This window comes from Actinomadura litoris, from assembly GCF_009733595.1.
In the GTDB taxonomy this organism is placed as follows: Bacteria; Actinomycetota; Actinomycetes; order Streptosporangiales; family Streptosporangiaceae; genus Spirillospora; species Spirillospora litoris.
Genome location: NZ_WOFH01000015.1, coordinates 196,669 through 222,889, shown reverse-complemented (window position 1 = coordinate 222,889; position 26,221 = coordinate 196,669). Strand labels below are relative to the sequence as shown.

Sequence of the window (26,221 nt, the reverse complement as noted above, 5' to 3'; positions counted from 1 at the left end):
GAGTTCTCGTGCCGGCGCGGACGGTCTTCGCGGCCCTGCCCGGCAGGTCGGGCTACTGGCCCTGGTGGTGCGGTTGGTCCTCTTGCGGGAGGTGGGAAGCGGCGTCGAGGGTGGCGGCCCAGCTCGCGAGCAGGCGCAGGGCGTCATGGGAGGGGCTGTCGGGGGCGGCGGCGTAAACGGTCAGGTTCAGGCCGGGGTCGGCGTGCAGGTCGATGGATTCGTAGTCGAGGGTGAGGTCGCCGACTGTCGGGTGGTGGAAGGTCTTGGTGCCGGCGTGGTGCAGACGGACGGTGTGCTGGGCCCAGCGGGTGCGGGCGGGCCTTCGACCGAGGCCGGGCCTGCCTCCTCCTGACACCCGCGAACTAGGCCGTGATCACTGGCCTCACGCGGCGGACGCGTCCGCGACACCACTCACGGTGTCCTCTCCGGCGTCGTCGTCATCGAGGTCGAGGTGGTGTTCCACAGTCCCGTCAGGCGGGGTGTCGTCCAGGGTGTAGTCGCCGAAACGGCGGATGTGGGCCCGCGCGTACGGCGACAGCACGGCGATGTCCTCGGGCTTGAGCACGTACTTGTTGCCCTGGTCGTCGCGTTCGGTGCGCAGCTGGTTGAGGATCGCCGTCAGCTCCGCGGCGTTGTAGTAGATCACGATGTTGGCCAGCAGCTCGTTGAATTTGACCAGCTTCTCCATGTGGTCGGGGTCGTTGTCGGTCAGTACGCCGTCGTGGCCGAACCCCAGCCACTTGGCGAAGCCGTGGAAGCCTCGACCCGGTTGGTGATCGCGGTGATCGACTCTCTGAGCTCGGGTTCGGAGAGGAACCGGAGCAGCACGATCGTCCTGGTCACCCGGCCCAGTTCGCGGAACGCCTTGTAGATGCGGTTCTTGCGGGACTCGTTGCCCAGCCGCCGCAGCAGCACCGAGGAGGAGATCTTCCCCTCCCGGATGGAGATCATCACGCGCGGCAGGTCGATCCAGTGTTCCTCGATCAGGTCCCAGTTGATGACCTGCGAGGTGTTGTCGCCGCCGAAGGTGTCGTCGTCGCCGAACAGCGGCCCGATGTGGGCGAAGGAGGCGTTGGCGCTGTGCTTGTAGAAGACCAGGTCCTTCCAGTCGCGGATGCGCGGCAGCAACTCCACCCCCAGCATCGTGGCCAGGCCGAAGACCGGCAGCGACTGCCCTTGCGTGTCCGCATGGATCTGCTCGGGGTCGACCTGTTCGGACTCGTTGTCCAGCAGCCCCTCGAACAGGTGCACCGCCTCCCACACCCCACAGGGAATGAATCTTGAGAACAAGGCGATGTAGGAATCGGCGATGTGCCTGTATGCAATGCCGCCGTAGCCCCCATATCGGACGCTGGTCTCGGCGAGGAGGTTGTCGTCCCAGGTGTCCATCTGGGTGCCGTCGGCGCCGACCTTGGTGCCGTCGCCCCACAGCTGCGCCACGTCCAGCCGCATGTACTCATCGGCCAGCCGGCCCGACGCGGTCACCAGGTTCGCCGCGGTGATGTGCTTGTCGCCCGGCACCGAGATCTCATGCGCCGACACCTGCCCGCGCAGATGCCTGGCCATCTGGTAAGGGCCCATGTTGGTGCCGTAGGTGAAGGTCACCAGGCTGTAGCGGGCCCGCGGGTTGCGCAGCTTGGGATCTGATCCTGACAGCGGACCGAACGGCCGCCACCACGGCACCCAGTGCGCCACCTTGGTGACGATGTCCAGCAACGACACCTCGCTGCGGTGGTCCTCCACCAGCTGTTCCAGCCGGATCGCCGAGGCGGTGCGTTCCTGGCCGGGGCCGCGCAGGGTCAGGTGGGCGAGGTAGAAGCCGGTGGGGTCGCAGGCCGAGCACGACTCCAGCGCCCAGGGGCTGCCGTCGACCAGGTCGGCGAGTTCGGCGGCGCTGAGCAGGAGCCGGTCGAACCAGGGGAGGCCCACCGCCGGTAGCGCACGCGCATCCGGACCTGTCCGGGCAGCCGCTCGGCGGCGGTGTTGTTGTGGTGGTAGCGGGTGTGGTCGGGGTCGTCGACGGCGCGGGGGCGTGGCCGTTGGCCAGGATCTGCGCGCCGGGGTTGGCGAGGCGGGCGAGGCCGGCCAGCACCCGCGGCGCCTGTTCGGCGGAGCCGAGCAGGCCCAGGTTGCCGCCGATTATGTGGAATCGGTTGCTGTCAAGCGCCGCAGGTCAGCGCGTTGGGCCTTGTGGCAGCGGCCAGGGGAGGTAATCGTCCCGGGCCGGCCGTTGCGCTGCGCACGCTGCCATGGTGAGGCGTCCCGGCGTCGGCGTCACACAGAGATAGCTCGCTATTTGTTATGGATATTTACTGACAGTGATGAGATGGAGGTCCGATGTCCGCCGACCCCCATCGTCACCACACAGGAGGAACCCGCCGATGCGGACGTCACGCTCCACGCCGCTCATCGTGCTCACCGCCCTCAGTGCGGCCTTGCCGCTCGCCCTGACCGCCCCCGTCGCCCGGGCCGGGTGTAGTCGACGCCGAACAGCTCCTTGATCAGCGCCACCACCCGCGCGAGCATCCACCGCTCGTCACCGTCCAATGCACGGCCACCAGGTCGTCCAGCGCGGCACAAAGAGATCCCGGGGAGCCGCGCTCGGCGCGGCGTCCAGGCTCCTCCGGTTGCGGGGAGCGGAATGTGGTCCGCCGGAAAGCGGACCAGTGGGGGCGTGGCCCGCAAAGTAGAACCAACCAGCAGATTATCTACTTACAGCGACCAAACTGTTACAACAACCCTCACCCATCCGACGCCACCCGCAACGGAACGACCAGTCACGACAAGGGGCGCCCGCCGAGCTCCTTTATGCCCTTTTCGCTGCTGTGGCGAAGGGTGGATCGCTTCCTCACGGGCCTGTCAACATCCTTCACGATGACGTGGGGGGCATGTAACGCCATATGGTGGCAAGGTCACTCCAGGTCCCCTGGAGTGGGGCAGTCTGCATGGGGTGGTCGTAGATCAGCGCCTCGACGGCCTGCTCCAGGGTCAGTCCGTCGGCTTGGCCGACTCGCTCGACGCATCCCCGGATAAGCGCGAGGAGGGCTGTTCCTGCCAAGGTTCGCCCTCTGGCGCGGTCGATGATGGCGTGTCGGGGGCGGCCAGCGCGTGTAGGGCGACCCCTTCCATGACCGCCGTGATCAGGTCGACGAAGGTCTCGATCGTGATCCCGGCGCGTAACTGGGTTCCCCGGGCCGATAACAGTTCGGCGCAGATGTCCTTCCACGGCTCCAGGATCTCCTGGTAGGTCTCGGTCATCGCCTTTTGGATCACCTCATCGCCCTCGGCCGCAGCGGTGGCGATCAGTTCTAGGCGGAACCGGGGACGGTCGACCAGGGTCAGTACATTCCAGAACCCCATCCGGTGGATGGCCTCGACAAAGTGCGGTCCGTCGAGGATCTGGGCGAGGATGTCGGCTGCTTCTGTGGCGTCGCAGTGGTTGGGATGGTAGGCCCACAGGCCGAATCGCAGCAGGTCGGCGACGTAGTCCGAGTGGTGGCTCCAGGCGGATCGCAGCGTCGACACGCTCCCCCGCTGAGGGAAGGGGGCCGGATTGTTGCCGACCTCGGCGGCCACGGAGCGCTGTGACAGGAAGCTGAGTAGGGGCCGCTCGATCGAGTTCTCATCATCGGGGTCCACTGGCGTCCGGACGGCTTGCGGCCCCAGATGGGTTTCGATCAACCGCATGCCGGCCGCCAGGTAGGCCGCAGTGACCGGATCATTGGCCAGCCTGCCCCTACTGGCCGGTGTACGCCGGTTCAACTGCCGCAGTACTCCCGACAGGTCCTGGTCATAGGGATAGGGAAGTTGACGTTTCAAGCCCTGGCCACGAGTCACGCCTTCAGACTCACCCGGCACAGCTGGTTCGTACAAGTGCGCACGTGCGCGGTAGTGCGCACGTGCGCCCTCCCAAACGCGTCCGCGCATCTGCGCAGCAGACAACACCGCGCCCATCCGGATTTAGTTGCAATGTATCGGCGCATCGGAGTCACGAAGAAGAGGGCTCTGATGCCTGGCCCCGAGCACCGCTGGATTCGTTGAAAGATGCCTGAAGGCAATCATTCAACACCAGCGCTGGACAGCGATCTCACAGGAGGCAAGAATGCGCAAGTTACGCACCGTCCTCGCAACCACCGCCACCGTAGCCGCCGCAACGGCCCTGCCCGTCGGCTATGCCACGTCCGCTCACGCCGTGCCCTCCCACACCCAACCAGACCATGGGCGTGTAACCACGGCCGGCGACGGATTCGACTGCCCTTCCGGTGATGTGTGCCTGATAAACGACAAATTCGTCATCGCGAACAAGTACTTCCATTACGGAACCTACAAGCTGAGCGGGAAATACGGCTGGTGGATCGTGGACAACAACCAGACCGGGGACGCACACGTCGATCTGTGCTACAACTCCAACGGCACCAACTGCTTCCCAGGTCCTGCCGCTGGCTTCTACCGCTGGGTAGATTTGACTCCGGTCAATTCGATTAGACTGCGCCGGTAACGCGCACTTCCAGCGAACCCAGGTCAGACGGAGCTTCCCCGTTTCCCGGTTCCGCCCGGGCAGGATAGCCGAGCCAGTTCCTGGCGGCTGCCTCACTCGGACGCGGGGGAGCTCCGGCCTGCGGTACCGGTCTGCCCACCGCTTGGCGGTGGTCGGCGAGACCTGAAACCGCGCGGCGGCCCGCAGGTGCCAGCGATCGGCGCATTGGCGGGCATCCGGTGCTCCCAGGCGGGCGCCTTCGGCATACCCGCCCGCGCGGTCACGGCACACGGTGCCCACCCCCGGATGGACGGCAAGCCAGTCGGCCAGTACCTGGGCCCCCTGCCATCCAGCAGGTCGACGGGCCGGTGGGTGTCCATGTCGACCAGGATGTGGCGTAGTTCTGTCCCTTGCGCTTGGTGAATTCGTCCACTCCCAGGACGGTGACCTGGCCGACCTCGGGGTTGGGCAGGGCACGTATCAGCCTGAGCAGTGCGCACCGCGACACCGCCGCCCCCAGAGCCGTCGCCAATCGGGCTCCCGCCCGTCCGGCCAACGCCAGCGCGACCCGCTCCAAGACGGCCCTCAGCCCCGGCGTTCGGCGCTGCCGCCACTGGGCCACCCCTTCGACCTGCTCGGCGAACGTCACCACCCCGCATGCGGTGTTACCGCAGATGAACCGGCGCACCTCCGGTTCGACCTGGACCGGCCGACCGCCACAGGACACGTCCTGCAGACGCCGCCGATACCGGTCGTGCACCCGAGCCGACGAGGTCCCGCAACCACGACAAGCCACCATCCCCGAACCGGTCCGGGCCGTGACCCCACCCGATCCCCCAGGTCCGTCACCAGGTCCAGAACCAGCCCCGCCAGGTGCGGGAACAACAGGTGCAACATGCGGACTTCCATGGCGCCGACCTCGGGCAGCACAATGACACCCCTACGGCCGTTCTTCATGATCAGATCTTGAGGATCCAGACCATGACAGAACGGCCGTTTCTATGCGCAACGAGTTACGAGATCGCTACCAACTCACCAGTGCCCGACGTCACCTTCAACAATCACGCCCCATGGAGTGAGACAGAGCCAGAACTCAGTGACCGCTAGCACCTTGGTGGACGTCGACGATGGGCAGGAGCGTTACGGTCGATGGGACGCCGATCTGCCGCGGTCGTGGGCCCGGCCGGGGTCGGGATATCGGAGAGCTGGTCGAGGAGTTTGTCCAGGGCGTTCTGGCTGTCGTCAACGGCTGCGCGTTCGTCGTCGGTGAGGGGAACGGCCGCAAGCATGCGCTGCAGATTGTCTTGGCCTCCAGGAGCAGTTCCTTCGAGGAGTCCTTTGGGGTGTAGAAATCGCACTTTGCGCATGCCATCCGGTGGGGGCACTGCTCGAAGAAGGCGTAGTTGCAAAATCCGTGCCCCAGGTCGTAGTACTGCCAGCAGAACCAAGATCGATGAGAAGGCTGGCCCCGACTTTTTTCACCGCGTCCAGTTCCCGTCGCCTTCCCCAGCCTTAAGACGTTGTTGCTCGGGCCTTCGTAGGGCCAAGGCGCCGCAGGGGGGTGCTGGGTATGGCTTCCGTCCGCTCCTGCCACCCGTGGGGAGGGCTTTTGGTGGCTAGGGGATGGTCGCGGCGGTCCTGCCTCATCTCGGTACGGCTGAGGCCAGGAAGGGCTCTAGGTGTGGGACTCGTCGTTGTGCGGGGATGCCCGCGGCGCTCCGAGCGGGCGGCGCCGCGATGCGCGGACCTACACGAGGCGGTCATGCCGCTGCTGGCTGATCCGGGACGCCGCGCCGTGATGGCTGTGCGCGCTCGCAGCCACGGCGTCCCGGACGCGGCCGATCGGCTGGCGGCGGTGGCCTTGGCCGCCGCCCACGCCGCCCCGTGACCGGCCGCTAGGACCGGGTCAGCGCCGTCTCGCGCACCGGGGGCGCCGTGGGCGGGCCCCGGGGCTAGCCGGTGACGGCCGGGGCCAGGAGAGAGGCGACGCGCTCGACCGGGGCGGGGTCAGGTGCTGGTGGAAGGGCAGGGTGAGGATCTTGCGGCCCACAGCCACCCGGCGATCTGGGCCGGGTCGGTGGAGGTACCAGCGTGGAGGTGGTCCAGCTCAGTGCGCAGCTCGGCGGCCTCGCTTACGGCAGGTCGTAGCGTCGAACGCCCGTCCGCAGGCCGGTAAACGTTGCGTCGTGGGCATGGCTTTGCTCCTGCGGAGACCATTGACCCCTGTGGTCACTGCGTGTTTCGTCGTGGCTGCTGAGCAACCTCAGTGCTGCGCGGAGGCGTGGATCGATCAGGGTCCCGTCCTGGGCGGCCAACCCGACCAAGGAGACGCCTCATGCGGATACGAGCGATGGTCATCGCAGCCGTGCTGGCCGCCTCGTTAGTGCCCGCGACGGCGGCACAAGCCCGCCAACCGGCCGCCGCTCAACCGGCGGCCAATGGCGCCGCGTACGCGGCGCCGGTTACGCAAGCCGGTGGTCCCTATCGATGGGCCACTGCTGAAGACGCCTACTATCAACGTCGCCTCACGGTCTGCGCTGACAGTCTGGAGGTGCGCCACACCCGAGGCGGAGCCGCGTTCGGCTATCTCGGCAAGCCCCAGACGTTCACCGTTCAGGGCGTCGATGCCGAGTTCGGCAGCGAGTGGGTCTACGGATTCGCCTACGGCGACGTCAACGCCCATGGCTACGTCCAAAACGGCTGGTTCTGCCTATAACCCAGTAGCCGCGCGGCAGCGTACTCGGCGACCCTGCTCGGCTCCAAGGTGCACACGAGAGGCTGGGGGTCGAGCAGGGACGTGGTCTCCTCCTGCTGGGGTGTGCTGGCGCGCCCTGCGCCCCACGTCGCCCGTAGGGGTGCCAGGGGGACTCCGGTTCACGATGTTTTGCGCTGCTCACCCAGCCGGTGGAACAGGGGAATGGTCGCCGCGGGAGCGTGTTTACAGCAAGGCGGCGAGCTTCCGCGCTCCAGGCGTCCGCCGGTGCCGCCGGACCAGCTCCACGGCGACGCCGCGGATGGAGGTGCGGTCCCGGACCTCGCCGGGTGCGTGCTGGTAGGCCGCCAGCAGCCGGGCGATCGCGGGTTCGGGCTCTTGCCGGAGGACGTGTGCGCGGGCCAAGTCAGTGTGCAGGCGTGCGCGCCGCTCGGCGGTGGGGAACTGCTCGGCGCGTAGTCCTCGTCCGGCGGCCAGTGCCGCGCCGGCGTCGCCCCGTCCCCACCGCACGCCCACGTCGTACAGCGCGACCTGCGCGGGAGTGGCCTGGAGCCGGTGAACGGTGGGCGGCAGCGCGGGCATCTGCTCCGGCAGCCTGACCGCCACCTCGCGCGCCTGGGCCATCATCGCCAGCGCGTCCTCGCGGCGGCCCGCCATCGCCGAGTTGTAGGCGGTCGTGCAGAGCGTCGAGGCGTAGGCCGAGGCCTGCGCCGGGTCGTTGAGTCCAGTCTGTTCCAGCCGGTCGGCGGCTCGGGTGGTGAGGCGCTGCGCGACCGTTTCGCGGCCTTCGTGGCGGAGCACGATGCCCAGCGAGCGTGCGGCGGTCGCCTGCGCGAGCGGGTCTTCTGAGCGCGCCGCATACGTCATCGCCCGGTCGGCGGTGACGCGGGCCTGCGCGGCGCCGACCTTGTGGAGCACTTCGGTCGCCAGGTCGTACACGCCCGCCAGCAGCGCCCAGGTCGCCGGTTCGTCGGCGCTGTCGGCGGCGGCCTGATGGGCGTTGGCGAGCAGCCCCGGCAGGTCCTCGACCAGGTCGCGGAGACGCCCGGCGTCATATAGTCGCCACCGGTGCTGGAGCTGCGCGGCGAGTTGCCCGCGTGTGAGGGGCCCGGCCGCGTCCGAGGGTGAGCGCGAGCGCGTCATCCAGCCGCGCCAGCGCCGCCACCGGCACGGCGGCCAGGCCGGCGGCGAGAAGCGAGCGTCGTCGCATCGGATCCTCCCGGGTATCGGTGGCCCCTGTGGTGACCACCGTAACCTCCGGCCGTGCGCCGACGCCCAGTAACGCGGCGAGTACATCGCGCGGTATTCCGACGATCTCGGCGACCGCTGAGCCTTCGCCAGGTCCAGGGAGGCGTAGCGGCCCGCTTCCAGGCGGGAGATGGTCGCGGCCGAGTAATTCGCGGCCGCCCCCAGGTCGCACTGCCGCCATCCAAGCCGTTCACGCGCGAGCCGGATCACCTGGCCCAGCTCCCCGGCGCCCACCAGCGCCGTCACCACGGCGCCTCCCCAGAACGGATCGCCCTTCACCTGCGCCCCCACGGCCGTCACCGAGAGTTCAGCTCACACCACGCTACGAGATCTACTGGGTGGTGCCCAGATCCCTGTGCAGATCCTGCAATCCCCTTCAACGTCTGCACGGCACCCGCCCGATCCGGCGGCGGCGTAGTCCGGTTGAGGGCAGCGGCGCCGACGGCGCCCTCCCTTGCAGGAAGGAATCCGACATGCTCTCCACCCAAACCCCCACTCCCACCGCCCCCGCACCCGCTGCCGCCGCTCCTGCTGCCGGCCCGGCGCTGTCGCCCTACGGGCTGCGCTGCGCCCAACGGTTGCCTGCCCACATCACCCTGGCGCCGGACCTGGCCTACTGCCCGCACCGGCAGCAGACCCTGGCCGGTGGACGTCCGCTGGCCGAGCGGCCCGACCTGCTGGCGGCCCGGTCGGTCACCTGGGGCACCACCGACCGCGACAACAAGACCGACAACAACGGCTGAACCCGGGGCGCCTGATGAACCGCGGCACGGTGCTCATCCTCACCGACACCGACGACCAGACCGTCGACCTCATCGTCCACGAACTCCAGCGACGCGACGCGTCCGTCGTCCGCCTGGACCCCGGCGCCGGACCCATCCACCTCGACGCCCGTTTGGACGGCGACCGGTGGCGCGGCCTGGTCGGTGACGAGCACCGCGCCGTGCGCCTGGACGAGGTCGTCTCGGTGCTGTGGCGCTGGCCCGGCCTGCCCGCCGGGCATCCGGACATCGGCGACCCGGCCGCGCGCCTGGGCCGCCCGCGAGGACCTGCTGGCGCTGCGGGGGATCCTGCGGACGCTGCCCGCCCGCTGGATCAACCACCCCGCCGCCATCAGCCTCGCCAATGACAAACCGGGGCAACTGGTCACCGCGCACCGCTGCGGGCTGCCCGTCCCTGACACCCTCATCACCACCAGCGGCGCGCCCGTCCCCGCCTGGGCGGCCGGACGCGCCATCCTCTACAAGGCCTTCCACGCCGCCAGCGCCGACCCCGACACGATGGTCGTCGCGACCACCGCCGACACCGACGGCCTGCCCGCCGAGCTGGCGGCCGCCTCGACGTTCCAGCCGATCGTGCACGGAACCAGCGTCCGCGTCACCGCTGTCGGGCCGCGGCTGTTCGCCGCCCGTATCACCGGGACCACGCTGCTGGACTGGCGGCCCGTCCAAGACCAGATCACCTACACCCCCACCGCCATCCCGCATGATGTAGTAGGGCGAGTTCATGGCACGCCATTCATCAGCCTTTCCGCCATCGTTCCTCACGAAGAACCAGGGCACCGCAGTCTCGCCTGCGATGACCTCTTCGGTGTACTGCGGCGGCTCGTGGAGGCTGGTGAGCTCAGGGGTTTTGAACTGCGGAGGCTTGAGCTGGGACAGCTTGACAACTTCGTCGAACTGCACGACCTCCTCCAGGAAGAAGAGGTCGAGACCGTCGGTCCGTTTGTCGCTGAGCTTGAGCTGCGCGACCCTCGAGACCGGTCTCACCATGCCCCGCCCAGGCACATCACTCCACCAGCGATGTTGGGCTGTCGTTAACGGTGAAGTACGCCGCGGGGCGGCGTCGTCTGCGCAAGGCGCGGGCGTCCGGTTGTGGGCAGATCGCCGTTGCCCAAGACGGCGTCAAGGCGTGGTCCCTACGGTCGGCTCGTGGGTGAGAAAACGGCGAGCGCGGCGTCCAACGGTGCGGGCGGGCAGAGCGGACGCGGCCCCATGCGCGGCACCGTGGACCGGGTTGGGGAGGTGCCGCGTCCGGCGGTGCGGGTGCTGCCGTGGTGGGCCTACACGCTGAGCGCGGCCGTGGCGGTGGCGCTGATGGGGCTGGCGGTCTGGTGGCTGCTGGCCGAGGCCGGTGGGGACGCCAAGCTGCGGATCGAGGCGATCCGGACCGGGCTGACGGTCGGGCTCGGCGCGGGTGGCGCGTTCGCGCTGCTCATCAACGCCCGCCGCCAATGGCTGCAAGAACGCGCGCACAACCACCAGACCGCCGTGAACGCCGCCGCCGAGCACGACGCGGCCGAGCGCCGGATCACCGAGCTGTACAACGCCGCCGCCGAGCAGCTCGGCTCGGACAAGGCCCCGGTCCGCCTGACCGCCCTGTACACCCTGGAGCGCCTCGCCGACGACAACGAGCGGCACCGGCAGACCATCGTCAATATCATCTGCGCGTATCTGAGGATGCCGTTCACCCCGCCCGCTGCTGCCGGCCCGGAGGAGGAACACCGCGAGCGGGCCCGCCGCAGCGCCGCCCGCTACCGCGCCGCCCGCCAAGGCCGACCCGAGCCCGCACAGCCGCTACCAGGACCCGACCCGCACGAGGAACTCCAGGTCCGCCTCACCGCGCAACGCCTCCTGCACACCCACCTGCAACCCGACGCCGCCGTCCACTGGGGCGAGATCTCCCTGGACCTGACCGGCGCCACCCTCACCAACTTCACCCTCACCGGCTGCCGCCTGAACACCGCCGACTTCAGTAGCACGACCTTCACCAGGAACGCCTGGTTCAACCAGGCGACCTTCACCGGGAACGCCGTGTTCAGCGAGGCGATCTTCACCGGGAACGCCTGGTTCAACAAGGCGACCTTCACCGGGAACGCCGTGTTCAGCAAGGCGACCTTCACCGGGAACGCCCGGTTCAACCAGGCGACCTTCACCGGGGACGCCTGGTTCAGCGAGGCGACCTTCACCGGGGACGCTCGGTTCGACGAGGCGACCTTCACCAGGACCGCCGTGTTCAGCGAGGCGACCTTCACCGGGGACGCCGGGTTCGACAAGGCGACCTTCACCGGGGACGCCTGGTTCAGCGTGGCGACTTTCACCGGGAACGCCGGGTTCAGCAAGGCGACCTTCACCCGGGACGCCGTGTTCAGCGAGGCCACCTTCACCGGGGACGCTCGGTTCGACAAGGCGACCTTCACCAGGACCGCCGAGTTCAGCAAGGCGACCTTCACCGAGACCGCCAGGTTCGACAAGGCGACCTTCACCAGGACCGCCGGGTTCCACAAGGCGACCTTCACCGAGACCGCCGGGTTCGACGAGGCGACCTTCACCGGGGACGCCTGGTTCAGCGTGGCGACTTTCACCGGGAACGCCGGGTTCAGCAAGGCGACCTTCTCGCGTGGGGTCGACCTGGAAGCGGCGACGGTGGCGGATGTCAGGCTGGTGCACCAGATTCCGGCCGGGTGGGAGATCCAACCGGTCGGGGGGACTGGGGGCCGCTTCGTGCAGGCGGGGACCTCCCCCTCGTCTGGGTCCTGAGGCTTGCGCAATCCACGACGTCTCACGTCCGTGGCCGCACGAAGACGCCGGACTTGCGGCGTATAGCACCGCCCTTAACGAGGGTCCATGTTGTGGAACAGGCACTCATCTTGCCGTTAAACCTCTGATCTGCGTGTTCGTGGCATTGCTGGCATAACGGACTGTTGCTGTCTGTGGCGGAGTCAGGTCTTGCGTCGGGGTTTGGTGCCTTTCTGGTGGTGAGCTGGGCGTTTGTGAGCTTCGCCGGTGGCCAGGACGCGGCCGACCTGGTGCCGTGGTGCGGGGCGATGCCGGGAGCTAAGTGGCCGTCCGGGGCTGGGCCGGGAGGGTTTTGGTGCACGCGCCGGACCGGTGGCTTTCACGCGCAGGTTCCGAAACCCCCTGCGCACCCGGGCGGGGGTGAGCCTGCCAGGCGGGGTTGGGCGTTCCCAGGGGCGGCGCAGGTCGGCGGCGAGTGGCCGGGCCAGACGCAGTTCGGTGTGGGCGGCGATGATGATCCAGGTCCAGCGGTCCGCGGCTTGGGGGTCGCGGAGCTTGGGCCGGGTCCACCCGAGGGTCTGCTTGAGCATTCGGAAGGTGTGTTCGATGTCGAAGCGTCGCAGGAACGCCTGCCAGAGCCGGTCGACGTCGGTGTCGGTGGCATCGACGCCGGACCACCACAGCCAGACCGGCTTGGGGTCGCCGCCGGCGGGCAGGTGGTCGACCTGCAGGCGGGTTACGGTGCCGGCGATGATGGGCAGCTCGCCGGCGAAGCCTTCCCAGGCGGCACGGCGGGTGAGCCGGGGGTGCAGCCGGTCCCATGCGGTGGCGACTGCGGTGCCGTAGCGGGTGGTGGCGGTGGTGGTCTCGGTCTGCGGCGCGTCCCAGGTGGCCGGATCGCCGAAGACGAACTCGGTGCCGTGTTTGGGCGGGCGGCCGCCCTCGAAGTTGTAGGTCCAGGGCGGGGTGGCCCGGCGCAGCACGCGATCGCTGCGCATCCGTCCGAGCACCTCGACCGGCAGATCATCGAGCAGGAACGCGATGCGGGGCACGTCGTATCCGGCATCCAGCACGATGAGAATGTCGAGGTCGCCGCCGGTGCGCTGGTCGGTGGCCAGCAGCCGCCCGACGATCTGGCGGATTTGGGCGACGGTGACGGCCGCGACGTCGGCGCCAGGCTCCAGGCGGACCGCGTCCAATAGCGCGGTCCAGGAAGTCCGGCCGGTTTCCAACGCGGCGACGATGGAGTACGGCCAGCCCGGGATCATGTGGTGCTGATCCTTGCCGCGCCCATAGGTGTGGCAGAACGAGCGATCCGGCGAGGTGGCGGCGTCGGGCCGCAGCCACGGCGAGATGTCGACCGCCAGCACGATCCGGCCGTCGGCGGCGCGGGGCAGTGGCAGCGCCGCCAGCGCCCACCGCAGCCGCTCGGCCTCGATCCGGCCACGGTTCAACCCGCCGTACAAGGCACCGTGCCCGCGCCTGTGCTCGGGCGCCAGCGCCAGGTCGACCAGCGTCTTGACCGGACCATCGGTGCACAGCACCGCGTCAGCCAGCTCGAACAGCTCGTCGGAACGAGCCGACAAGCAGTCGTAGAACTCGGTCCGAAACCTCGACAGCACCGCCAGAGCCCCGTTTCCGCCAGTCCCACCGTCGCCTACTTGCGCACCGTCGACCGGCCCCCGTGCCATCGTGGAGTCCACAGCCACCGCCTCCTGTTCGGAACAGCATCCGACCCGAAGATGAGACGGTGGCCGCCTCCGTGCACGGCGACACACCATGACGCAACGGCCACAATCCGCTATGCGGTGAAACGTCACCAATCGCTCACCGACCAAGGTCAAGGGCAGAACCAGAGGTGAACGGCCGGTGCCTGGCTCGGGCTCACTCGCCATAAGGCAGGCTGGAGGGCATGAACACCGATGGGCTCACTGTTTCCAACCGACTCGGCCGCATCCGTGCCCTGTTGTCTGGCTTGACAGGCCCGCTCAGCAATGGCGAGTTGCACGCCTGGGCCAACCTCGGCAATGCCGAAGGAATGCCCCGCGAGGTGTTCCAGCTGATTGACGGCCTCGACTCGTCTCAACCCAGGCGTCCCGACGCGCCCGGTGACATCCTGGAATCACCCGTCGATCTTGCCGCCCGCCTCGCCGAAACCGACGAGGACGGCGCCCTGCACAGACTGATCAGCATTGTCTCGACCACTCTGGCCTACCGCACTCCCGGGCGATACGACGAGGTCAAGGCCAAAGATGTCTTCGGTTCACTGCTCTACCTGCTCGGCCACGACACCCGCTGGTGGACCACCACCGACGCCCCCGCCTGGAACCCCGTGACGCGACACGTCTTCGACGCAGTGGTGGTCGGCGTCGGCAACGGCATCATCGTCACCGTTCTCGCGTTCGACGAAGACTGATCCGCAGACCCCGGCAGGTTAAACAACAAGCTCATCGCCATGTTCTGAAGTCGCCACCGGAGAGTTCGCATGACGACGCCCTTCACCGACGATGATCGCGAGCAGGCCGACCAGCCGCCACCCGATGAGACGGTCCCGCAGGACGAACCGTACGTGCGGCTGCCGATCGACCCTCATGAGCCCATGGCATCTTGGCTCGCGATCCTCTAGGGCCAGCCTGCCTGCGCTCTTGCGGCCGCGGTGTGCCATCGGGTTCATCGTGGCCCCGCGCCGTTGGGTGGTGGAGCGCATACTGGTCTGGCTGATGCGATCGCGTCGCCGACTTCAAGTCCAACCGCCGGTATCGGTGATCGATAGGGGGTCGGCCAGCAGCCAATGCGCTGACGATCTTGGGGACCGGCCACCCCTCGCCGCACCCTGGCCGCTCCTCAGCCGAACCCGGTGAGGAAGATCAGTTCGCCCGACCGCGATCTCGTCAGACTGGCCCATAAATAGTGTGTGCCGCGTCGGTCATAAACGCCCAGTAGCTGTCACCGTAGGACCAGTGCCATCATTCGGTCGGATAATTCACCAACTCCACGGCGTTCAGTGCCTTCCCGAGGATGCTGCGAAGCTCTCGCGCTTGGTTGCTGATGTTCGGAGCGTGGGTGTAACAGGCGCCGGTGCTTTCCTCCGGGGTAGCGTTCATCATTGTGCCGAGGTCGAACTCGTTGCCGTCATCGTCGGCCAACGTCAGATCCACAGCTGCTCCCATGCAGTGTGGCGCGACCTCTGGCGGTGACACGAAGCGGCTGGTCGCCGACCGGACCAGCTGTTCGTCCCAGTCGGGATTCTCGGTGCGGAGTCTGCTCGCGTACTCATCGAAATAACGACGCTGGAGTGCTAGTGATCGATACCCTTCGACGATGAGGAATCGCATACCGCTGGGCAGTAGCGCCTCCGCTTCCTCCAGACGATCGGCCAGTCCCTGACGCAGGTAGAAGTAGGTGTCAGACTCGCTCCGCTTACGGGGGTCCACCAGCAGCCCCTCGTGCCGCCGAAGATCGGAGAGCGTCTCACCGCATTCGCTTATCGAGACCGCAGTAACGCGAGGATCGGACATCAGGACAATCTCGCACATGTAGCGTTCCTTTCCGCAACAGCTCGAAAGGCCACATTGCGACTTGCCGGCGCGGCGAACGCTCACCTCTGCGGTAGTGGCTTATAGCTCCTGCGTGGCCTCATCCCGTTCGTTCCAGTATGGGCCTTGGTACCAGGGATCCTTCCACGCTCGTCAGCCCCGGCTGATGGTTGTATCGGTGACGTTGCGGAGTGGACAGACCTGGAGGCCAGGGAGGACCTGTGGCAGCCGCGGAATCAACCTCGCGCGCTGCCGCATCTAGCTGGTGCAGCCGGCGGCCTTGACGTCGTTGTCGAGCTGGGTCTTCAGCGCGTCGGTGTTGGCGTTGGAGTTCGGGATGTTCTTCAGGGTGATCTTCTTGGCGTGGAAGTTGGGCGCTTTGACGGTCATGCTGGTCTTGAAATGGTCCGGGATCACGCTGTCGCCGCTGCGGGGGTAGAACACGGTGGCGGTGTAGACCTGCACCTGGCCTTTGGCCAGGCACTTTTTGGCGGCGTTCTCGAAGGAGTGGTAGATCCCCCGGTTGATCGTGTGCCACTGCGGGACCAGGTTGTGGCGCCTGGTGGGGCCCCGCAGGGTCTGGGCGATGAGATGACCGCCGTCATAGCCGGTGCCGCCGAAGTGGCCGACGTCGGCGCGGCACTGGGGGTCGGGGTGTCCGGCGCCCGCGGCCAGGGGCTTGGCGGTGGCGGTCTTGGGGCGGCCGCGGGCATCGGTTCTGAACACCCACCGTCGGTGATCGTGTCGTTCTTCTTCAGGTACTTCTTGTTCGCGCACGACTCGCGCCGGGTCGCCGGCGGCGGGGCCACGGACAGGGGGGCGGGCGCCGCGCCCGGCGATGCCGCCGATGATGCGGCCTGGGACCGGGTCTGCGCAGGGCCGTTGGCGGGGCCGCCGGTGCTGGCCGAGGCTGGGATGCCCTGGGCGGTGATGCCGATCAGCGCGGCGGTCAGGGGCGTGAAGCGGCGCAGCAGGATCGAGCGGGGCACGAGTCGACCTCCCATGGTGACAGATGGTGCTGACTCATTCACTATGAGTGGCCTATGGGGTGGGGGGAGTGCCCGCCCCGCTACATCCTGCTCGCGGCACCCGCGCGAGAAGATGCCGGCGGTGCCCCATCCACAGGCAGCGCAGCTCGCCGAATCGAGGCGCTCGCCACCGAGAACTCCCCGCACGCGGCGATCGCCAGGGGCGACCTGCTCAGCGGCTACCCCGGTCCTGCCGTGCATGCCTAGCCGCGCGAGCGGGCCGACCGCGCCGTAGTCGACGCCGAAGTGCTGCACGCGTTCGCCGCGGGCTGGACCTCGCCCTGAACGCCCGCCCGCTCGAACCGGACGTCACCCTGGTACACCTGACCGGGCGGCCTGGAGGCGGGTTCGGCCAGAACCCGCATGGCCCGCCGCTGGCCCGGCCGCCTCAACACCGCGCCCCTGATGATCGCCGGGCCCGGCCGCCAGCAGATCCGCCGCCGCGCCGAGACCTGCGCCAAGGTGACCTCGGACCGGATGACGTCCGCCTGGGGCCCTCACGACCTGCTGATGTTCGCCCCAGCTGCGCGCGGTCGAGCGGGGCCGGGGTCGCTAGCACATGGGTGCTCGTCCTGGCGGTCGGAGACCTGGCGGTCGGAGACCTGGCGGTCGGAGACCCGGTGGGCTTTCTCGGCGTGCGTCGCGTCCTCCCGGCTTCTGCGGATCCTCAACGACCCGCGCAGAGGGCGTCGGTAGGCAATCGGGTGAGGTGGCAGGTCGCCAAGGCCAACTGAGGCCGGCAGCGGCGAGGCGTGCGGGGCCGGTCAGCGTTTGACACGGTTGCGGATGGCCAGGCCCGCCAAGCCGAGCAGGAGCGGGACGGTAATGCGCAACACGATGCGGAAGACCTCGCCCCAGCGGGTGACGGTTTCGGGCACGTGGGCGCTCTTGACGTTGATGAGGAAGGCCGAGCGGAGGCTGTAGAGGAGCGCGTCGATGTAGGGGACCGGTTCGCCGGGGAACCCGGCGTACTTCACCGCGACCGCGACCAGCGCGACGAGCACGGCCAGGGCGGCGATCGCGCGCCAGGCCCGCAGGCCGTAGCCCGCCACCAGCCAGTAGGTCCACACCAGCGCCCGCTCGGCGAACCCGCGGCCGCTGTGGCGGCGCATCTGCATCTCGCCGTAGTAGAAGTCGGCCGCGCCCGGCTCGTTCTTGGAGTCCTCCAGCGCCTTGCGCAGCTGCCGATACAGTACCTCCAGCCGCGCGGCGTCAACCACGGCCACCCCGTCGGGTGCGGCCCTCCACCGGGTGGCGAGCCGGGTCTTCCGGGGCCGCGGTCGGGGTCTCGCTGCCCGCCAGTGGTGCTCCTCGGCCAGAACCTGCCGGGTGCCGCGCGGGTCGGTGGCCAACCGGCACCGGCCGTCCAGGGTGATCTTCTCCAGTTGCTGCATGCCGGCGAACCGGCACTCGCTCAGGTCCACATCGGTCAGCACCAGCCGCTCGGCGTCGGCATTGCGCAGCGACACCATTTTCACCCTCGGCGCGGGCCCGCCCGGCTCGGTGCCCTCCCAGGCGATCGTCGTCTCATCGACCCCGGCTATCGCCGTCTGCAGGCCGTGCACGGTCACCGGGCCGGTGAACACCGCCTCGCTCAGATCGACCCGGGCGCCCCGCAACCGCAGCCCCACCCGACCTGACGCCCGCACCCCCGACAGATCCACCCGCGCTGCAGCGGCCTCCACTACCAACTCCCCGGCGATCCGGGCCCTCGCCCACACCAGCCCTGAGGCAGCGCAACCCACCATCTCCGCCCTCCCCTCCACCCTCCCCCCGCTGAAGTCGGCGTTCTTGGTGAAGGTCGCGTCGCGGAACGAGGCGTGCCCGGTGAAGGCCGCGCTGCTGAAGGAGGCGTCCTCGGTGAAGGTCACGTCGCTGAAGTTGGTGTCCTTGGTGAAGGTCGCGCCGCCGAAGTCGGCGTGCTCGTAGAAGAATGCGTCGCTGAAGTTGGTGTCCTTGGTGAAGGTCGCGCCGCGGAAGTCGGTGTGCCCGGTGAAGGTCACGTTGCCGAAGTCGGTGTCCTTGGTGAAGGTCGCGCCGCGGAAGTCGGTGTGCCCGGTGAAGGTCACGTTGCCGAAGTCGGTGTCCTCGCAGAAGGTCGCGCCGCGGAAGTTGGTGTGCCCGGTGAAGGTCGCCTCGCGGAAGGAAACGCGCTCGGAGAAGGTCGCGCCGCGGAAGTCGGCCTTTCCGAGTTCTGATGAACGGCCAGCTACGGCGCGGAGTAGGCGTTGCAGCAAGTCTGAGGTGAAGACGACGTTGCGAGTGTGGATGTCGGCGCCTGTCGCGAGATTGGCCAGGTAGGCCTGAAGCTGGTCGGAGCTGAGGTGGGCCAGGCAATGCCCGTCGACCACCGGCGCGGCACCGCACAGCTCCTCTGGGCTCGCCGAAGGACGCAGAGACTCTTTCGGGCAGCGCGTCGGGATGGTGGTCGCCATGTCAGCCGTTCTACGGCTCGCCATCGCATGGAGGGGACGGTTCCGCCGTATCGACCGGAAAGGGCCACCAGACCTTTGCGCGCAAGATGTGGACGCTCTGGCTGGCCGTCCCGGAGCACAGGCTCCGGGGCGGTGGAGGGGGCACGGCTCTTGTGAAATCCCGCAGCGGGGCGCGGGGCGTTGACCGCCGGGGGAGCGGATGCTGTGGGGCGCGCCGCTGCCATCCTCGTGCGTGGTGGTGCAGCGGACAGGCGGGGCGCCGGAGCGTTCGGCGACGCTCGCGAGCCGCGCGGCGAAGATCTGCTCGCCATCCAGCGACAGCCGCTTCAGCAGGCTCATCACCAGGAGGATGACGTCGGCGGTTCGGTCGGCGACGTCGTTCCAGGTGCGGGAGGCGCCCTTGCGTTGGCTGCTGCCCATCGCACCGTGCACCGCTTCGGCGATCTTCCCGCCGGCGGTGCCCATCCTCTGGTCGTGTCCGACCGCCGAGGTGTCATCGCCTCCGCGCGGGCGGTCTCCTACAGGTCATCGTAGGGAGCACGGGCAGGCCGGACCCGCCCGCGCGCGCTGGCAGTGCCGCTGCCGGATTCGGGGACGGTCTGGCCGGCGCGACCGCGCCGGTGGCGATGACGCCGCAGCTCTTGGTGGACGTCGTGAGAGGTGAACCAGCTTGAGGGGTCAGCGCTGGTGATCTGAACTGACGCCTTCGGCGAGCCAGTCCGACAGGTCCAGGCATTCGGCCCGCCGCGCCATCATGAACAGCCGGGCGTTGGTGCGCTGCTCCGTTCTCACCAGCGTGAACCCCTGGGAGAGGTTGTAGCGGGCGACACCCTCGAAATGGCAGTGCCGCCGCACCCACCCCACCCCCGACCGGGCCGCGCGATCGACCGCCCACCAGGCCATCACCGTGCCCGGCCTCCGTGATCGGAGGCCGGGCACCGTGAGTGAGCCCGACAGGTACCAGGCCGGTTCGGCGCGCTCGGCGTCGGTCCAGCCCCACGGCGGACCGACATCCTGCACGAGCATCCGCCCGACCACACCCTGCTCCTCGCAGTCCAGCACCCACACATCCCCGGCCGGGTTGTCGCACTCCTCGACCAAGCCCTCGACCGCGCCCCGCCAGCTCTCCAGTCCGCGCTCCTCCAGCCAGGCGCACCGAGCCCCCGCCATCCGGGCCACCTGGTCACGATCACCGCCGGTCGCAAGCCGCATCCGCAACATCCGGCCATTGTGCGCCCCGGCCGTGCTCGGCGTCCGGCATCCTGCCGACCTGGTCCGCGCGGTGGCCGAATGCCCGGCACCCGGGGCCGTGTCACTCCAGGTCATCCCACCCCCACTCGTGAGCGGGACGCCCGTCTGGTTCTCGCCCGAACCGGTACCGCACACGGTGATCAGCAACTCGCAGAAACTCATCGAACAGGCCCTCAGCCGGCAACCGATCAGTCAGCGCGGCCACCTGCTCGTCCGCCCCCATCACCTGTAGCTGGGTCAGTAGCGCGCCGACGAAGTAGCGGTCGTCGAGAGTGATGTGTGCGGCGGGGTCGCGCGCCAGCAGCGCGGCCACCTGGTCCTCGGCCCCCACTGGCCCTAGATGGTTGAGCAGCACAGCGACGGCGGCCGGGTGGTCGGGGGTGATGTGTGTGGCGGGGTCGCGGGCCAGCAGCGCGGTCACCTGCTCGTCCGCGCCGACCTCCCGCAGCCCTTTCAGCAGGGTGGCAACGGCGTAGGTGTTGTCGAGGGCGATGTGCGCGGCGACCCGGTCGGCCAACACGCCCACCTGCTCCTCCGCACCGGCCCACTTCAACCGGCTCAGCAGGGAGGCGACGGCCGTCGGGGCGTCGAGGGTGACGTGCGCGGCGGCGCGGTCGGCCAGCGCGGCGACCTGCTCGTCGGCCCCGGCCCACTTCAACCGGATCAGCAGGGAGGCGACGGCGTCGGGGGTGTCGAGGGGGGCGTGCGCGGCGGCCCGGTGGGCCAGCACGGCGACCTGCTCGTCCGCCCCGACCTCCTGCAGTCGGCTCAGCAGGGTGTCGATGGCGTCCAGGTCGCGGAGGGAGGCGTGTGCGGCGACGTGGTCAGCTGGGCGATGGTCGCCTGGGTGCAGGGTGTGCAGGTGGTTTACGAGCGTGAGTGCTGCCTTGGGCCTGCCGCCGGTGGTGGCGTTCTTGTGGAGTTGGGTGGCGTCGCGGTACAGGCCGCGGGCCCAGGCGGCATCCCCGAGCGCTTCCTGGTCGCCGGGGCGGGCGTGGGCGGCCGCGGCGGCCCAGAAGCCGATGGGTGGGATCAGGCTGCAGCGAGTGGCGCGGGCGTGCTGGTCGAGGTAGTCGGCCAGCCGGTACACCGGCACCTCAGCGTGTTCCCCGGCCGGGCCGGGGCGGCGGCCGCGTGCGCGGCGGGAGGGGGCGGCGCGGATCCGGGTGAGCGCTCCCCGGGCGCCTTTGCAGGGACGGGAGGTGTAGGCCAGGGCCTGTTCCAGCCAGTCCTCGCCCAACTGGTCGTATTGCAGGTCGGTGAGGTAGGCCGGTGCGGCCTGCTCCAGCAGCGGCAGGGGTAGGGCGGTGCGGTGGCCCAGGCGGCGGGCGTCCATCGCCGCCCACATCAGCGCCTTGGCCGCCGGGTCGGCGGTGGCGAGCCGGTCCAGCAGTTCCGGCCCACCTGCCAGATACTGGGTCACATGCCCGTCTTCGGCCTGCTCGATCGCCTCGGCCAGCCGCAGGTCGGTGCCGGCGGCCTGCCGCAGAGCGGCTGGATCGATGTCGGCGAAGGTCTCGGGCACCTCGATGACCACGCCGTCCAGCAGGTGCCGGACCTGCGACCCGGGACGGCTGGTGAGCGCCGCGTGGTGCTCGGGCCACAGGGTGCCCAGTACCAGCACCGGCCCCCGGGAGGCGTCGGTGAGCAGGGCGCGCAGCCCGGCGGCGACCCGTTCTCCGGCCTCGCCGCCCAGGTAGTCCTGGGTCTCGTTCAACCACACCACGGTGCGCGGTCCGACCCGGTCCAGCTCCTGCAGCGCCGCCTCGGGCCGGGTCGGGTCATAGGGGTGCCACAGCCGTCACCCGCCCGCTCGCCGCAGCGGCTTCAACGCCTCCCAGCATGCGCGGGTCTTGCCCGCCGACGACCCGGCCACCAGCACCGCCATCGCGCTGCCGCCGCCCAGGACCTGTTCGACCACCTGGCCCAGCCGGTCATCGTGCCCGCGCCGCACATAGGGGGGAAGCAGTCCGGTGGTGGCGCCGTTCACGGTGATCGGCCGGTGCACCTCCACCGTGAACGGATCGGTCACCTGCTCCAGCGGCGTGCCCGGCCGCGCCGCCTCCAGCACCGCCCGCGCCTGCGCGCCTTGCACCGCCTGGCCGGTGGTGTCGGCGCGCCGCTGAGCCTCGGCGAAGCGGGCCTCGCGCCACTTCGGAAGGTCCCAGAGCCCGGCCGCCGCACCGCCTCGGCCTTCCCGAGCCGGTGGGCGTGGGCCCGGACCGCCTCCACGATCGCCACCACAAGCTCGATCCGCTGGGGGAACGCGGCGCCGCGCAGCCACGTCCCGACCGTGGTCGGGCTGACCCCGGCGGCCTTGGCCAAGGCCCTATCCGACGGCGCCCCCTCCAAGGTGACCGCGCGGAACTCCGCCAACTCGCCCAGCAGCGCACGCAAACCCGGTCGCCGATCCGAAGCCGCCATCCCACCCCTGTTGCCTGCGCTCACCCTCGCACGGGCGCGACCGCCCATACCCGGGCTGTCCGCCCACCTCGCCGACACCCGCTCGATGCGCCCGTCGTCCGGCGCCGCCTCCAGCCTGTCACCGGCCGCTATCGAGCACGGTGTCCAACCTGCGATCTGACCACTGCAGGACATCCCACCGGGCGGCGAACCTCATCTCCATCAGCTCAGTGCCCTTGAAGGGGGCGGGCACCGCACGAAGGGAGCACCCGGTGAAGCCGGCGGCGGTGACGGTGCTACGGAAGGCGGCTTGGGCGGCGGTGCGGGCGAGCCGGTGCAGGCGGTCGCGGTGCGGGTGGTCGCGGTTGTGGTGCGTCATGGTGTGGCCCCTTTTCGGCGGCGGCCTGGCGTGGTGTGCCGGTGGCCTGGTGCCGTCGATGAGGCTTGTCCGGTGGGTTTTCCGGTTTGGGCCATCTTCGGGTGGTGGGGCGGGGCAGGCTGGTGAACTGAGGGGCGGAGGACGGGTTGGGTTTTCCGGACGGTTTACGGTCCGGATCCGGGGAGGGGGCCGGCGAATGGGTGGGCCGATGGATGCGACCGGGGTGTGGGCGGCCGCGCTGCGGGCGTTGTGGGAGGCGGCGGGGACACCGACGGGTGCGGTGATCAAGCGGCAGGCCGCCGGGCAGGTGCCGCCGTTGAAGGTGAGTTCGCAGTCGTGGAGCGATTGGCTGGGCGGTAAGAACGTCCCCGCCGACCCGGCGATCGCGGCCTGGCTGGTGGCGTTCCTGCGCGGCAGGGCCCGGCAGCGGACCCCGGCGTTCGTGTCCGAGTCTGATTTGTGGTGGCGGCAGATGTGGGGGCAGGCGCGCGAGGAGCGGCGTGGCCGGGGCGGCCGCCCGCCTGGCCCGCATCATTCTGCGCCGCCGGTGGTGTGGGAGCAGGTACGGGTGGGGGTGGTGCCGCGGGCGGCGGACTGCTTCCAGGACCGGGCGGTGGCAGGCCGGTTGGAGCGGGCCGTCGAGCGGGACGGCACGGTGGTGCTCACCCAGCAGGACGACCAGGAGTCGACACAGGAACCGGGGCGGGAGTCGACGCAGGTGCTGGCGGGGATGGGCGGGGTCGGCAAGACCCAGCTGGCCGCCGCCTACGCGCGCCATGCCTGGGAGCAGGGGGTGGGGGTGCTGGTGTGGGTGAACGCCGCCACCCGCGACGGGGTGGTCTCCGCCTACGCCGACACCGCAGTCAAGCTGGGTCTGCCGCTGGCCGACCGGGAGGACCCGGACCAGTCGGCGCGGGAGTTTTTGTCCTGGGCGGAGACGACGACCCGGTGCTGGTGGCTGGTGGTGCTCGATGACGTCCGCAGCCCGAGTGATCTGCGGGGGTTGTGGCCGCCGGCGGCCGCGTCGGCGGCCGGAGGGCAGGTGGTGGTCACCACCCGGCTCCGCCATGCCGCGCTGGAGGGAGCCGACCGCCGCATGGTCACCGTCGACACCTTCACCACTGGGGAGGCCCGCTCCTATCTGCGGGCCAAACTCGGCCCCCGCGCCACCAATGCCGGGCAGGTCGAGGCGCTGGCCGCCGATCTGGGCCACCTGCCACTGGCGCTGGCGCAGGCCGCCGCCTACATCCTCGATGCCGACATCACCATCGCCGCCTACCGGGAACGGCTCGCCACCCATCTGCTCCGCCGGGCCATGCCCTCGGGTGAGGAGTTGCCCGACGACCATGAACGCATCGTGGCGGCCACCTGGGAGTTGTCCATCGACCAGGCCGACCGGGCCGAGCCGGTCGGGCTGGCCCGGCCGGTGCTGCAACTGGCCAGCGTCCTCGATCCGGCCGGCATCCCTCAGACAGTCCTAGGCAGCCCGCCAGCACTGGACTACCTGACCGGCTACCTGCCCGACCAACCGGCGCACACCGTCGAGCAGGCCTCTCAGGTGAGCGGTGAGATGGTCGATGAGGCGCTGCGGGTGCTGCACCGGCACAGCCTGATCGACCACGACCGCACCGCCGCCCCCCGCGAGATCCGCGTCCACCAACTCGTTCAACGCGCCACTCGCGAGGCACTCGCCGCCCACCCCGACCTGGGGCCCGAGTTGTTCACCGCGCTCGCCGACACCGCTGCCGACGCCCTGCTGGCGGTGTGGCCGCAGGCAGAACGGGACGAGTTCGGCCAGATCCTGCGGGCCAACACCACCGCGCTGACCCGCGCCGCCGAGCCAGCATTATGGAATCCCGACACCGGCGGTCATCACGTCCTGTTCAAAGCCGCCACCAGCCTCGGCGAAACCGGACAGGCCGCCGCAGCCCGCGACGCCTACACCACCCTGCACGCCACCGCCCTGCACCACCTCGGCCCCGACCACCCCCACACCCTGGCCATCCGCAACAACCTGGCCAAGGGGCAGGGAGAGACGGGGGACGCGGCTGGCGCAGCCGCCGCCTCCCAGGATCTGCTCGCCGACCAGATGCGGGTGTTGGGCCCCGACCACCCCGAGACCCTGACCACCCGCAGTAACCTGGCGTCCTGGCGGGGCGAAGCGGGCGACGCGGCCGGCGCAGCCGCCGCCTTCCAGGAGCTGCTGGCCGAGTTCTTGCGGGTCTTTGGCCCCCGCCACCCCCACACCCTTACCGCCCGCAACAACTTGGCGTACTGGCGGGGCGAAGCGGGCGACGCGGCCGGCGCAGCCGCAGCCCTTCAGGACCTGCTGACCGACCGGTCGAGGGTGTTGGGCCCCGATCACCCCGACACCCTGACCGCCCGCAACAACTTGGCGTACTGGCGGGGCGAAGCGGGCGACGCGGCCGGCGCAGCCGCCGCCTTCCAGGAGCTGCTGGCCGACTACTTGCGGATCTTTGGCTCCCACCACCCCCGCACCCTGAACACCCGCAACAACCTGGCGTCCTGGCGGGGACGGGCGGGCGACGCGGCCGGCGCAGCCGCAGCCTTCCAGGACCTGCTGACCGACCGGTCGAGGGTGTTGGGCCCCGACCACCCCGACACCCTGACCGCCCGCAACAACTTGGCGTACTGGCGGGGCGAGGCGGGCGACGCGGTCGGCGCGGCCGCCGCCTTCCAGGAGTTGCTGGCCGAGTTCTTGCGGGTGCTGGGCCCCAGCCATCCACATACCTTGGAAATCCGCAGCAACCTGGCGTACTGGCGCATGCGGGCAGGCCTTGGGCTGGAGCCGGGACCAGGTGGTGATGGACTGACTCCTTGAGCCCAAGTTCGTTCGATGAATGCCATGTGGCATGGTCCGACTTCTGCTCCACCGCGACGCGAACGCGCCGCCGCCGAACAACGCGCCCGAGTCCTCCTCGTTAGTGAACCCTTTCAGTGACCACCGCCACTCCTGACTCCACCTTGAGTCGTGACCGGTGGCGGCCCAAAGCGGTCCGGGTGCCCCGACCCCGGTACTCCGGGCGGTTGGGCTCGTAACGTGAGCGCCGATCCCTCATCCATCATCGGAGCTGACCAGGTGGACAAGAGCGCCAACCTGTTCCATGGCCGAGCGGCTGGCCCGGTGATTCAGGCCCGCGACATCGGCGGCATCACCGTGCAGCAGCGCCCGATCTGCCGCCGGTGGCGCAGGTGCTCGCGCATGGGCTGAC

Annotated in this window: 22 protein-coding genes and 2 pseudogenes; 10 read left to right on the top strand and 14 right to left on the bottom strand. The window is 69.6% G+C overall.

The window, feature by feature from the left end:
- Positions 1–52: 52 nt before the first annotated feature.
- The 3 genes and pseudogenes from GNZ18_RS34680 to GNZ18_RS34665 form a co-directional block, all read right to left on the bottom strand.
- Positions 53–355, bottom strand: a complete 303-nt coding sequence (locus tag GNZ18_RS34680; protein ID WP_156220872.1) for an MmyB family transcriptional regulator — start codon at positions 353–355, stop codon at positions 53–55.
- 27 nt (positions 356–382) lie between these two features.
- A pseudogene (locus tag GNZ18_RS34670) lies at positions 383–1,683 on the bottom strand (Tn3 family transposase).
- A gap of 1,305 nt (positions 1,684–2,988) precedes the next feature.
- On the bottom strand, positions 2,989–3,858 hold the full coding sequence (locus tag GNZ18_RS34665; RefSeq protein WP_156220868.1) for a hypothetical protein: 870 nt from the start codon (positions 3,856–3,858) through the stop codon (positions 2,989–2,991).
- Between the two features lie 244 nt (positions 3,859–4,102).
- Between GNZ18_RS34665 and GNZ18_RS34660 the strand changes: the two genes are divergently transcribed.
- On the top strand, positions 4,103–4,498 hold the full coding sequence (locus tag GNZ18_RS34660; RefSeq protein ID WP_156220867.1) for a hypothetical protein: 396 nt from the start codon (positions 4,103–4,105) through the stop codon (positions 4,496–4,498).
- A gap of 259 nt (positions 4,499–4,757) precedes the next feature.
- Here the strand turns inward: GNZ18_RS34660 and GNZ18_RS44150 are convergent, their stop codons facing one another.
- Entirely contained in the window at positions 4,758–5,276 is a 519-nt protein-coding gene (locus tag GNZ18_RS44150; protein WP_156220865.1) for a transposase family protein, read from the bottom strand.
- Between the two features lie 1,536 nt (positions 5,277–6,812).
- On the opposite strand from GNZ18_RS44150, the gene GNZ18_RS34650 reads away from it, so the two are divergent.
- Positions 6,813–7,193 carry a hypothetical protein gene (locus GNZ18_RS34650; protein ID WP_156220863.1) on the top strand — a complete coding sequence of 127 codons (381 nt, stop codon included), beginning with the start codon at positions 6,813–6,815 and terminating at the stop codon, positions 7,191–7,193.
- A gap of 222 nt (positions 7,194–7,415) precedes the next feature.
- On the opposite strand, the gene GNZ18_RS34645 is transcribed toward GNZ18_RS34650, so the two are convergent.
- Positions 7,416–8,333: a hypothetical protein gene (locus GNZ18_RS34645; RefSeq protein WP_246250961.1), complete on the bottom strand. Its 918-nt coding sequence runs from the start codon at positions 8,331–8,333 to the stop codon at positions 7,416–7,418.
- A gap of 219 nt (positions 8,334–8,552) precedes the next feature.
- A pseudogene (locus tag GNZ18_RS44145) lies at positions 8,553–8,648 on the bottom strand (helix-turn-helix domain-containing protein); the annotation flags it as partial.
- 263 nt (positions 8,649–8,911) lie between these two features.
- Between GNZ18_RS44145 and GNZ18_RS34640 the strand changes: the two are divergent.
- The 4 genes from GNZ18_RS34640 (at position 8,912) to GNZ18_RS34625 (ending at position 11,977) form a co-directional block, all read left to right on the top strand.
- Positions 8,912–9,181 (top strand): hypothetical protein, encoded by a 270-nt coding sequence (locus GNZ18_RS34640; protein WP_156220861.1) that lies wholly within the window; start codon positions 8,912–8,914, stop codon positions 9,179–9,181.
- Between the two features lie 14 nt (positions 9,182–9,195).
- On the top strand, positions 9,196–9,567 hold the full coding sequence (locus GNZ18_RS34635) for an MvdC/MvdD family ATP grasp protein (protein WP_156220860.1): 372 nt from the start codon (positions 9,196–9,198) through the stop codon (positions 9,565–9,567).
- Between the two features lie 151 nt (positions 9,568–9,718).
- Positions 9,719–10,258, top strand: a complete 540-nt coding sequence (locus GNZ18_RS34630; RefSeq protein ID WP_156220858.1) for a hypothetical protein — start codon at positions 9,719–9,721, stop codon at positions 10,256–10,258.
- A 111-nt stretch (positions 10,259–10,369) separates the two neighbouring features.
- Positions 10,370–11,977: a pentapeptide repeat-containing protein gene (locus tag GNZ18_RS34625; protein WP_216651542.1), complete on the top strand. Its 1,608-nt coding sequence runs from the start codon at positions 10,370–10,372 to the stop codon at positions 11,975–11,977.
- Between the two features lie 182 nt (positions 11,978–12,159).
- On the opposite strand, the gene GNZ18_RS34620 is transcribed toward GNZ18_RS34625, so the two are convergent.
- A complete protein-coding gene (locus GNZ18_RS34620) occupies positions 12,160–13,659 on the bottom strand; it encodes an NF041680 family putative transposase (protein WP_312874902.1) in 1,500 nt (499 codons plus the stop codon).
- Between the two features lie 209 nt (positions 13,660–13,868).
- Here GNZ18_RS34620 and GNZ18_RS34615 point away from each other — a divergent pair, with 209 nt between their 5' ends.
- Positions 13,869–14,372 carry a hypothetical protein gene (locus tag GNZ18_RS34615; RefSeq protein WP_156220856.1) on the top strand — a complete coding sequence of 168 codons (504 nt, stop codon included), beginning with the start codon at positions 13,869–13,871 and terminating at the stop codon, positions 14,370–14,372.
- Positions 14,373–14,441: 69 nt separating this feature from the next.
- Positions 14,442–14,582, top strand: coding sequence for a hypothetical protein (locus GNZ18_RS34610; RefSeq protein WP_156220855.1), 141 nt, complete (start codon positions 14,442–14,444; stop codon positions 14,580–14,582).
- Positions 14,583–14,922: 340 nt separating this feature from the next.
- On the opposite strand, the gene GNZ18_RS34605 is transcribed toward GNZ18_RS34610, so the two are convergent.
- From GNZ18_RS34605 to GNZ18_RS34575, 7 genes are all read right to left on the bottom strand, one after another.
- Positions 14,923–15,492 (bottom strand): M15 family metallopeptidase domain-containing protein, encoded by a 570-nt coding sequence (locus GNZ18_RS34605; RefSeq protein WP_156220854.1) that lies wholly within the window; start codon positions 15,490–15,492, stop codon positions 14,923–14,925.
- Positions 15,493–15,750: 258 nt separating this feature from the next.
- A complete protein-coding gene (locus tag GNZ18_RS34600) occupies positions 15,751–16,218 on the bottom strand; it encodes a DNA/RNA non-specific endonuclease (protein ID WP_312874901.1) in 468 nt (155 codons plus the stop codon).
- A gap of 1,066 nt (positions 16,219–17,284) precedes the next feature.
- Positions 17,285–19,420 carry a pentapeptide repeat-containing protein gene (locus GNZ18_RS34595; protein ID WP_156220852.1) on the bottom strand — a complete coding sequence of 712 codons (2,136 nt, stop codon included), beginning with the start codon at positions 19,418–19,420 and terminating at the stop codon, positions 17,285–17,287.
- 213 nt (positions 19,421–19,633) lie between these two features.
- Positions 19,634–20,125: a GNAT family N-acetyltransferase gene (locus tag GNZ18_RS34590; RefSeq protein WP_246250958.1), complete on the bottom strand. Its 492-nt coding sequence runs from the start codon at positions 20,123–20,125 to the stop codon at positions 19,634–19,636.
- A gap of 142 nt (positions 20,126–20,267) precedes the next feature.
- Positions 20,268–21,923: a hypothetical protein gene (locus GNZ18_RS34585; RefSeq protein WP_156220850.1), complete on the bottom strand. Its 1,656-nt coding sequence runs from the start codon at positions 21,921–21,923 to the stop codon at positions 20,268–20,270.
- A gap of 84 nt (positions 21,924–22,007) precedes the next feature.
- Complete coding sequence (locus GNZ18_RS34580) at positions 22,008–22,301, bottom strand: hypothetical protein (protein ID WP_156220849.1); 294 nt, start codon at positions 22,299–22,301, stop codon at positions 22,008–22,010.
- Between the two features lie 447 nt (positions 22,302–22,748).
- Complete coding sequence (locus GNZ18_RS34575; RefSeq protein ID WP_156220848.1) at positions 22,749–22,988, bottom strand: hypothetical protein; 240 nt, start codon at positions 22,986–22,988, stop codon at positions 22,749–22,751.
- Between the two features lie 208 nt (positions 22,989–23,196).
- Here GNZ18_RS34575 and fxsT point away from each other — a divergent pair, with 208 nt between their 5' ends.
- Complete coding sequence (gene fxsT / locus GNZ18_RS34570; protein ID WP_216651541.1) at positions 23,197–25,830, top strand: FxSxx-COOH system tetratricopeptide repeat protein; 2,634 nt, start codon at positions 23,197–23,199, stop codon at positions 25,828–25,830.
- A gap of 219 nt (positions 25,831–26,049) precedes the next feature.
- Entirely contained in the window at positions 26,050–26,220 is a 171-nt protein-coding gene (locus tag GNZ18_RS34565; protein ID WP_156220847.1) for a hypothetical protein, read from the top strand.
- The last annotated feature ends 1 nt before the right edge of the window (position 26,221 follow it).

Excerpts from the sequence above, each read along its gene's own strand:
- GNZ18_RS34590 (WP_246250958.1), bottom strand. The coding sequence starts at position 20,125 with ATGGCGGGGGCTCGGTGCGCCTGGCTGGAGGAGCGCGGACTGGAGAGC.
- GNZ18_RS34630 (WP_156220858.1), top strand. The coding sequence starts at position 9,719 with ATGGTCGTCGCGACCACCGCCGACACCGACGGCCTGCCCGCCGAGCTG.
- GNZ18_RS34660 (WP_156220867.1), top strand. The coding sequence starts at position 4,103 with ATGCGCAAGTTACGCACCGTCCTCGCAACCACCGCCACCGTAGCCGCC.
- GNZ18_RS34610 (WP_156220855.1), top strand. The coding sequence starts at position 14,442 with ATGACGACGCCCTTCACCGACGATGATCGCGAGCAGGCCGACCAGCCG.
- GNZ18_RS34640 (WP_156220861.1), top strand. The coding sequence starts at position 8,912 with ATGCTCTCCACCCAAACCCCCACTCCCACCGCCCCCGCACCCGCTGCC.
- GNZ18_RS34605 (WP_156220854.1), bottom strand. The coding sequence starts at position 15,492 with ATGTGCGAGATTGTCCTGATGTCCGATCCTCGCGTTACTGCGGTCTCG.
- GNZ18_RS34615 (WP_156220856.1), top strand. The coding sequence starts at position 13,869 with ATGAACACCGATGGGCTCACTGTTTCCAACCGACTCGGCCGCATCCGT.
- GNZ18_RS34650 (WP_156220863.1), top strand. The coding sequence starts at position 6,813 with ATGCGGATACGAGCGATGGTCATCGCAGCCGTGCTGGCCGCCTCGTTA.
- GNZ18_RS34635 (WP_156220860.1), top strand. The coding sequence starts at position 9,196 with ATGAACCGCGGCACGGTGCTCATCCTCACCGACACCGACGACCAGACC.
- GNZ18_RS44150 (WP_156220865.1), bottom strand. The coding sequence starts at position 5,276 with ATGGTGGCTTGTCGTGGTTGCGGGACCTCGTCGGCTCGGGTGCACGAC.
- GNZ18_RS34645 (WP_246250961.1), bottom strand. The coding sequence starts at position 8,333 with ATGACGCGCTCGCGCTCACCCTCGGACGCGGCCGGGCCCCTCACACGC.
- GNZ18_RS34575 (WP_156220848.1), bottom strand. The coding sequence starts at position 22,988 with ATGACGCACCACAACCGCGACCACCCGCACCGCGACCGCCTGCACCGG.
- fxsT (WP_216651541.1), top strand. The coding sequence starts at position 23,197 with ATGGATGCGACCGGGGTGTGGGCGGCCGCGCTGCGGGCGTTGTGGGAG.
- GNZ18_RS34595 (WP_156220852.1), bottom strand. The coding sequence starts at position 19,420 with ATGGGCACCGCCGGCGGGAAGATCGCCGAAGCGGTGCACGGTGCGATG.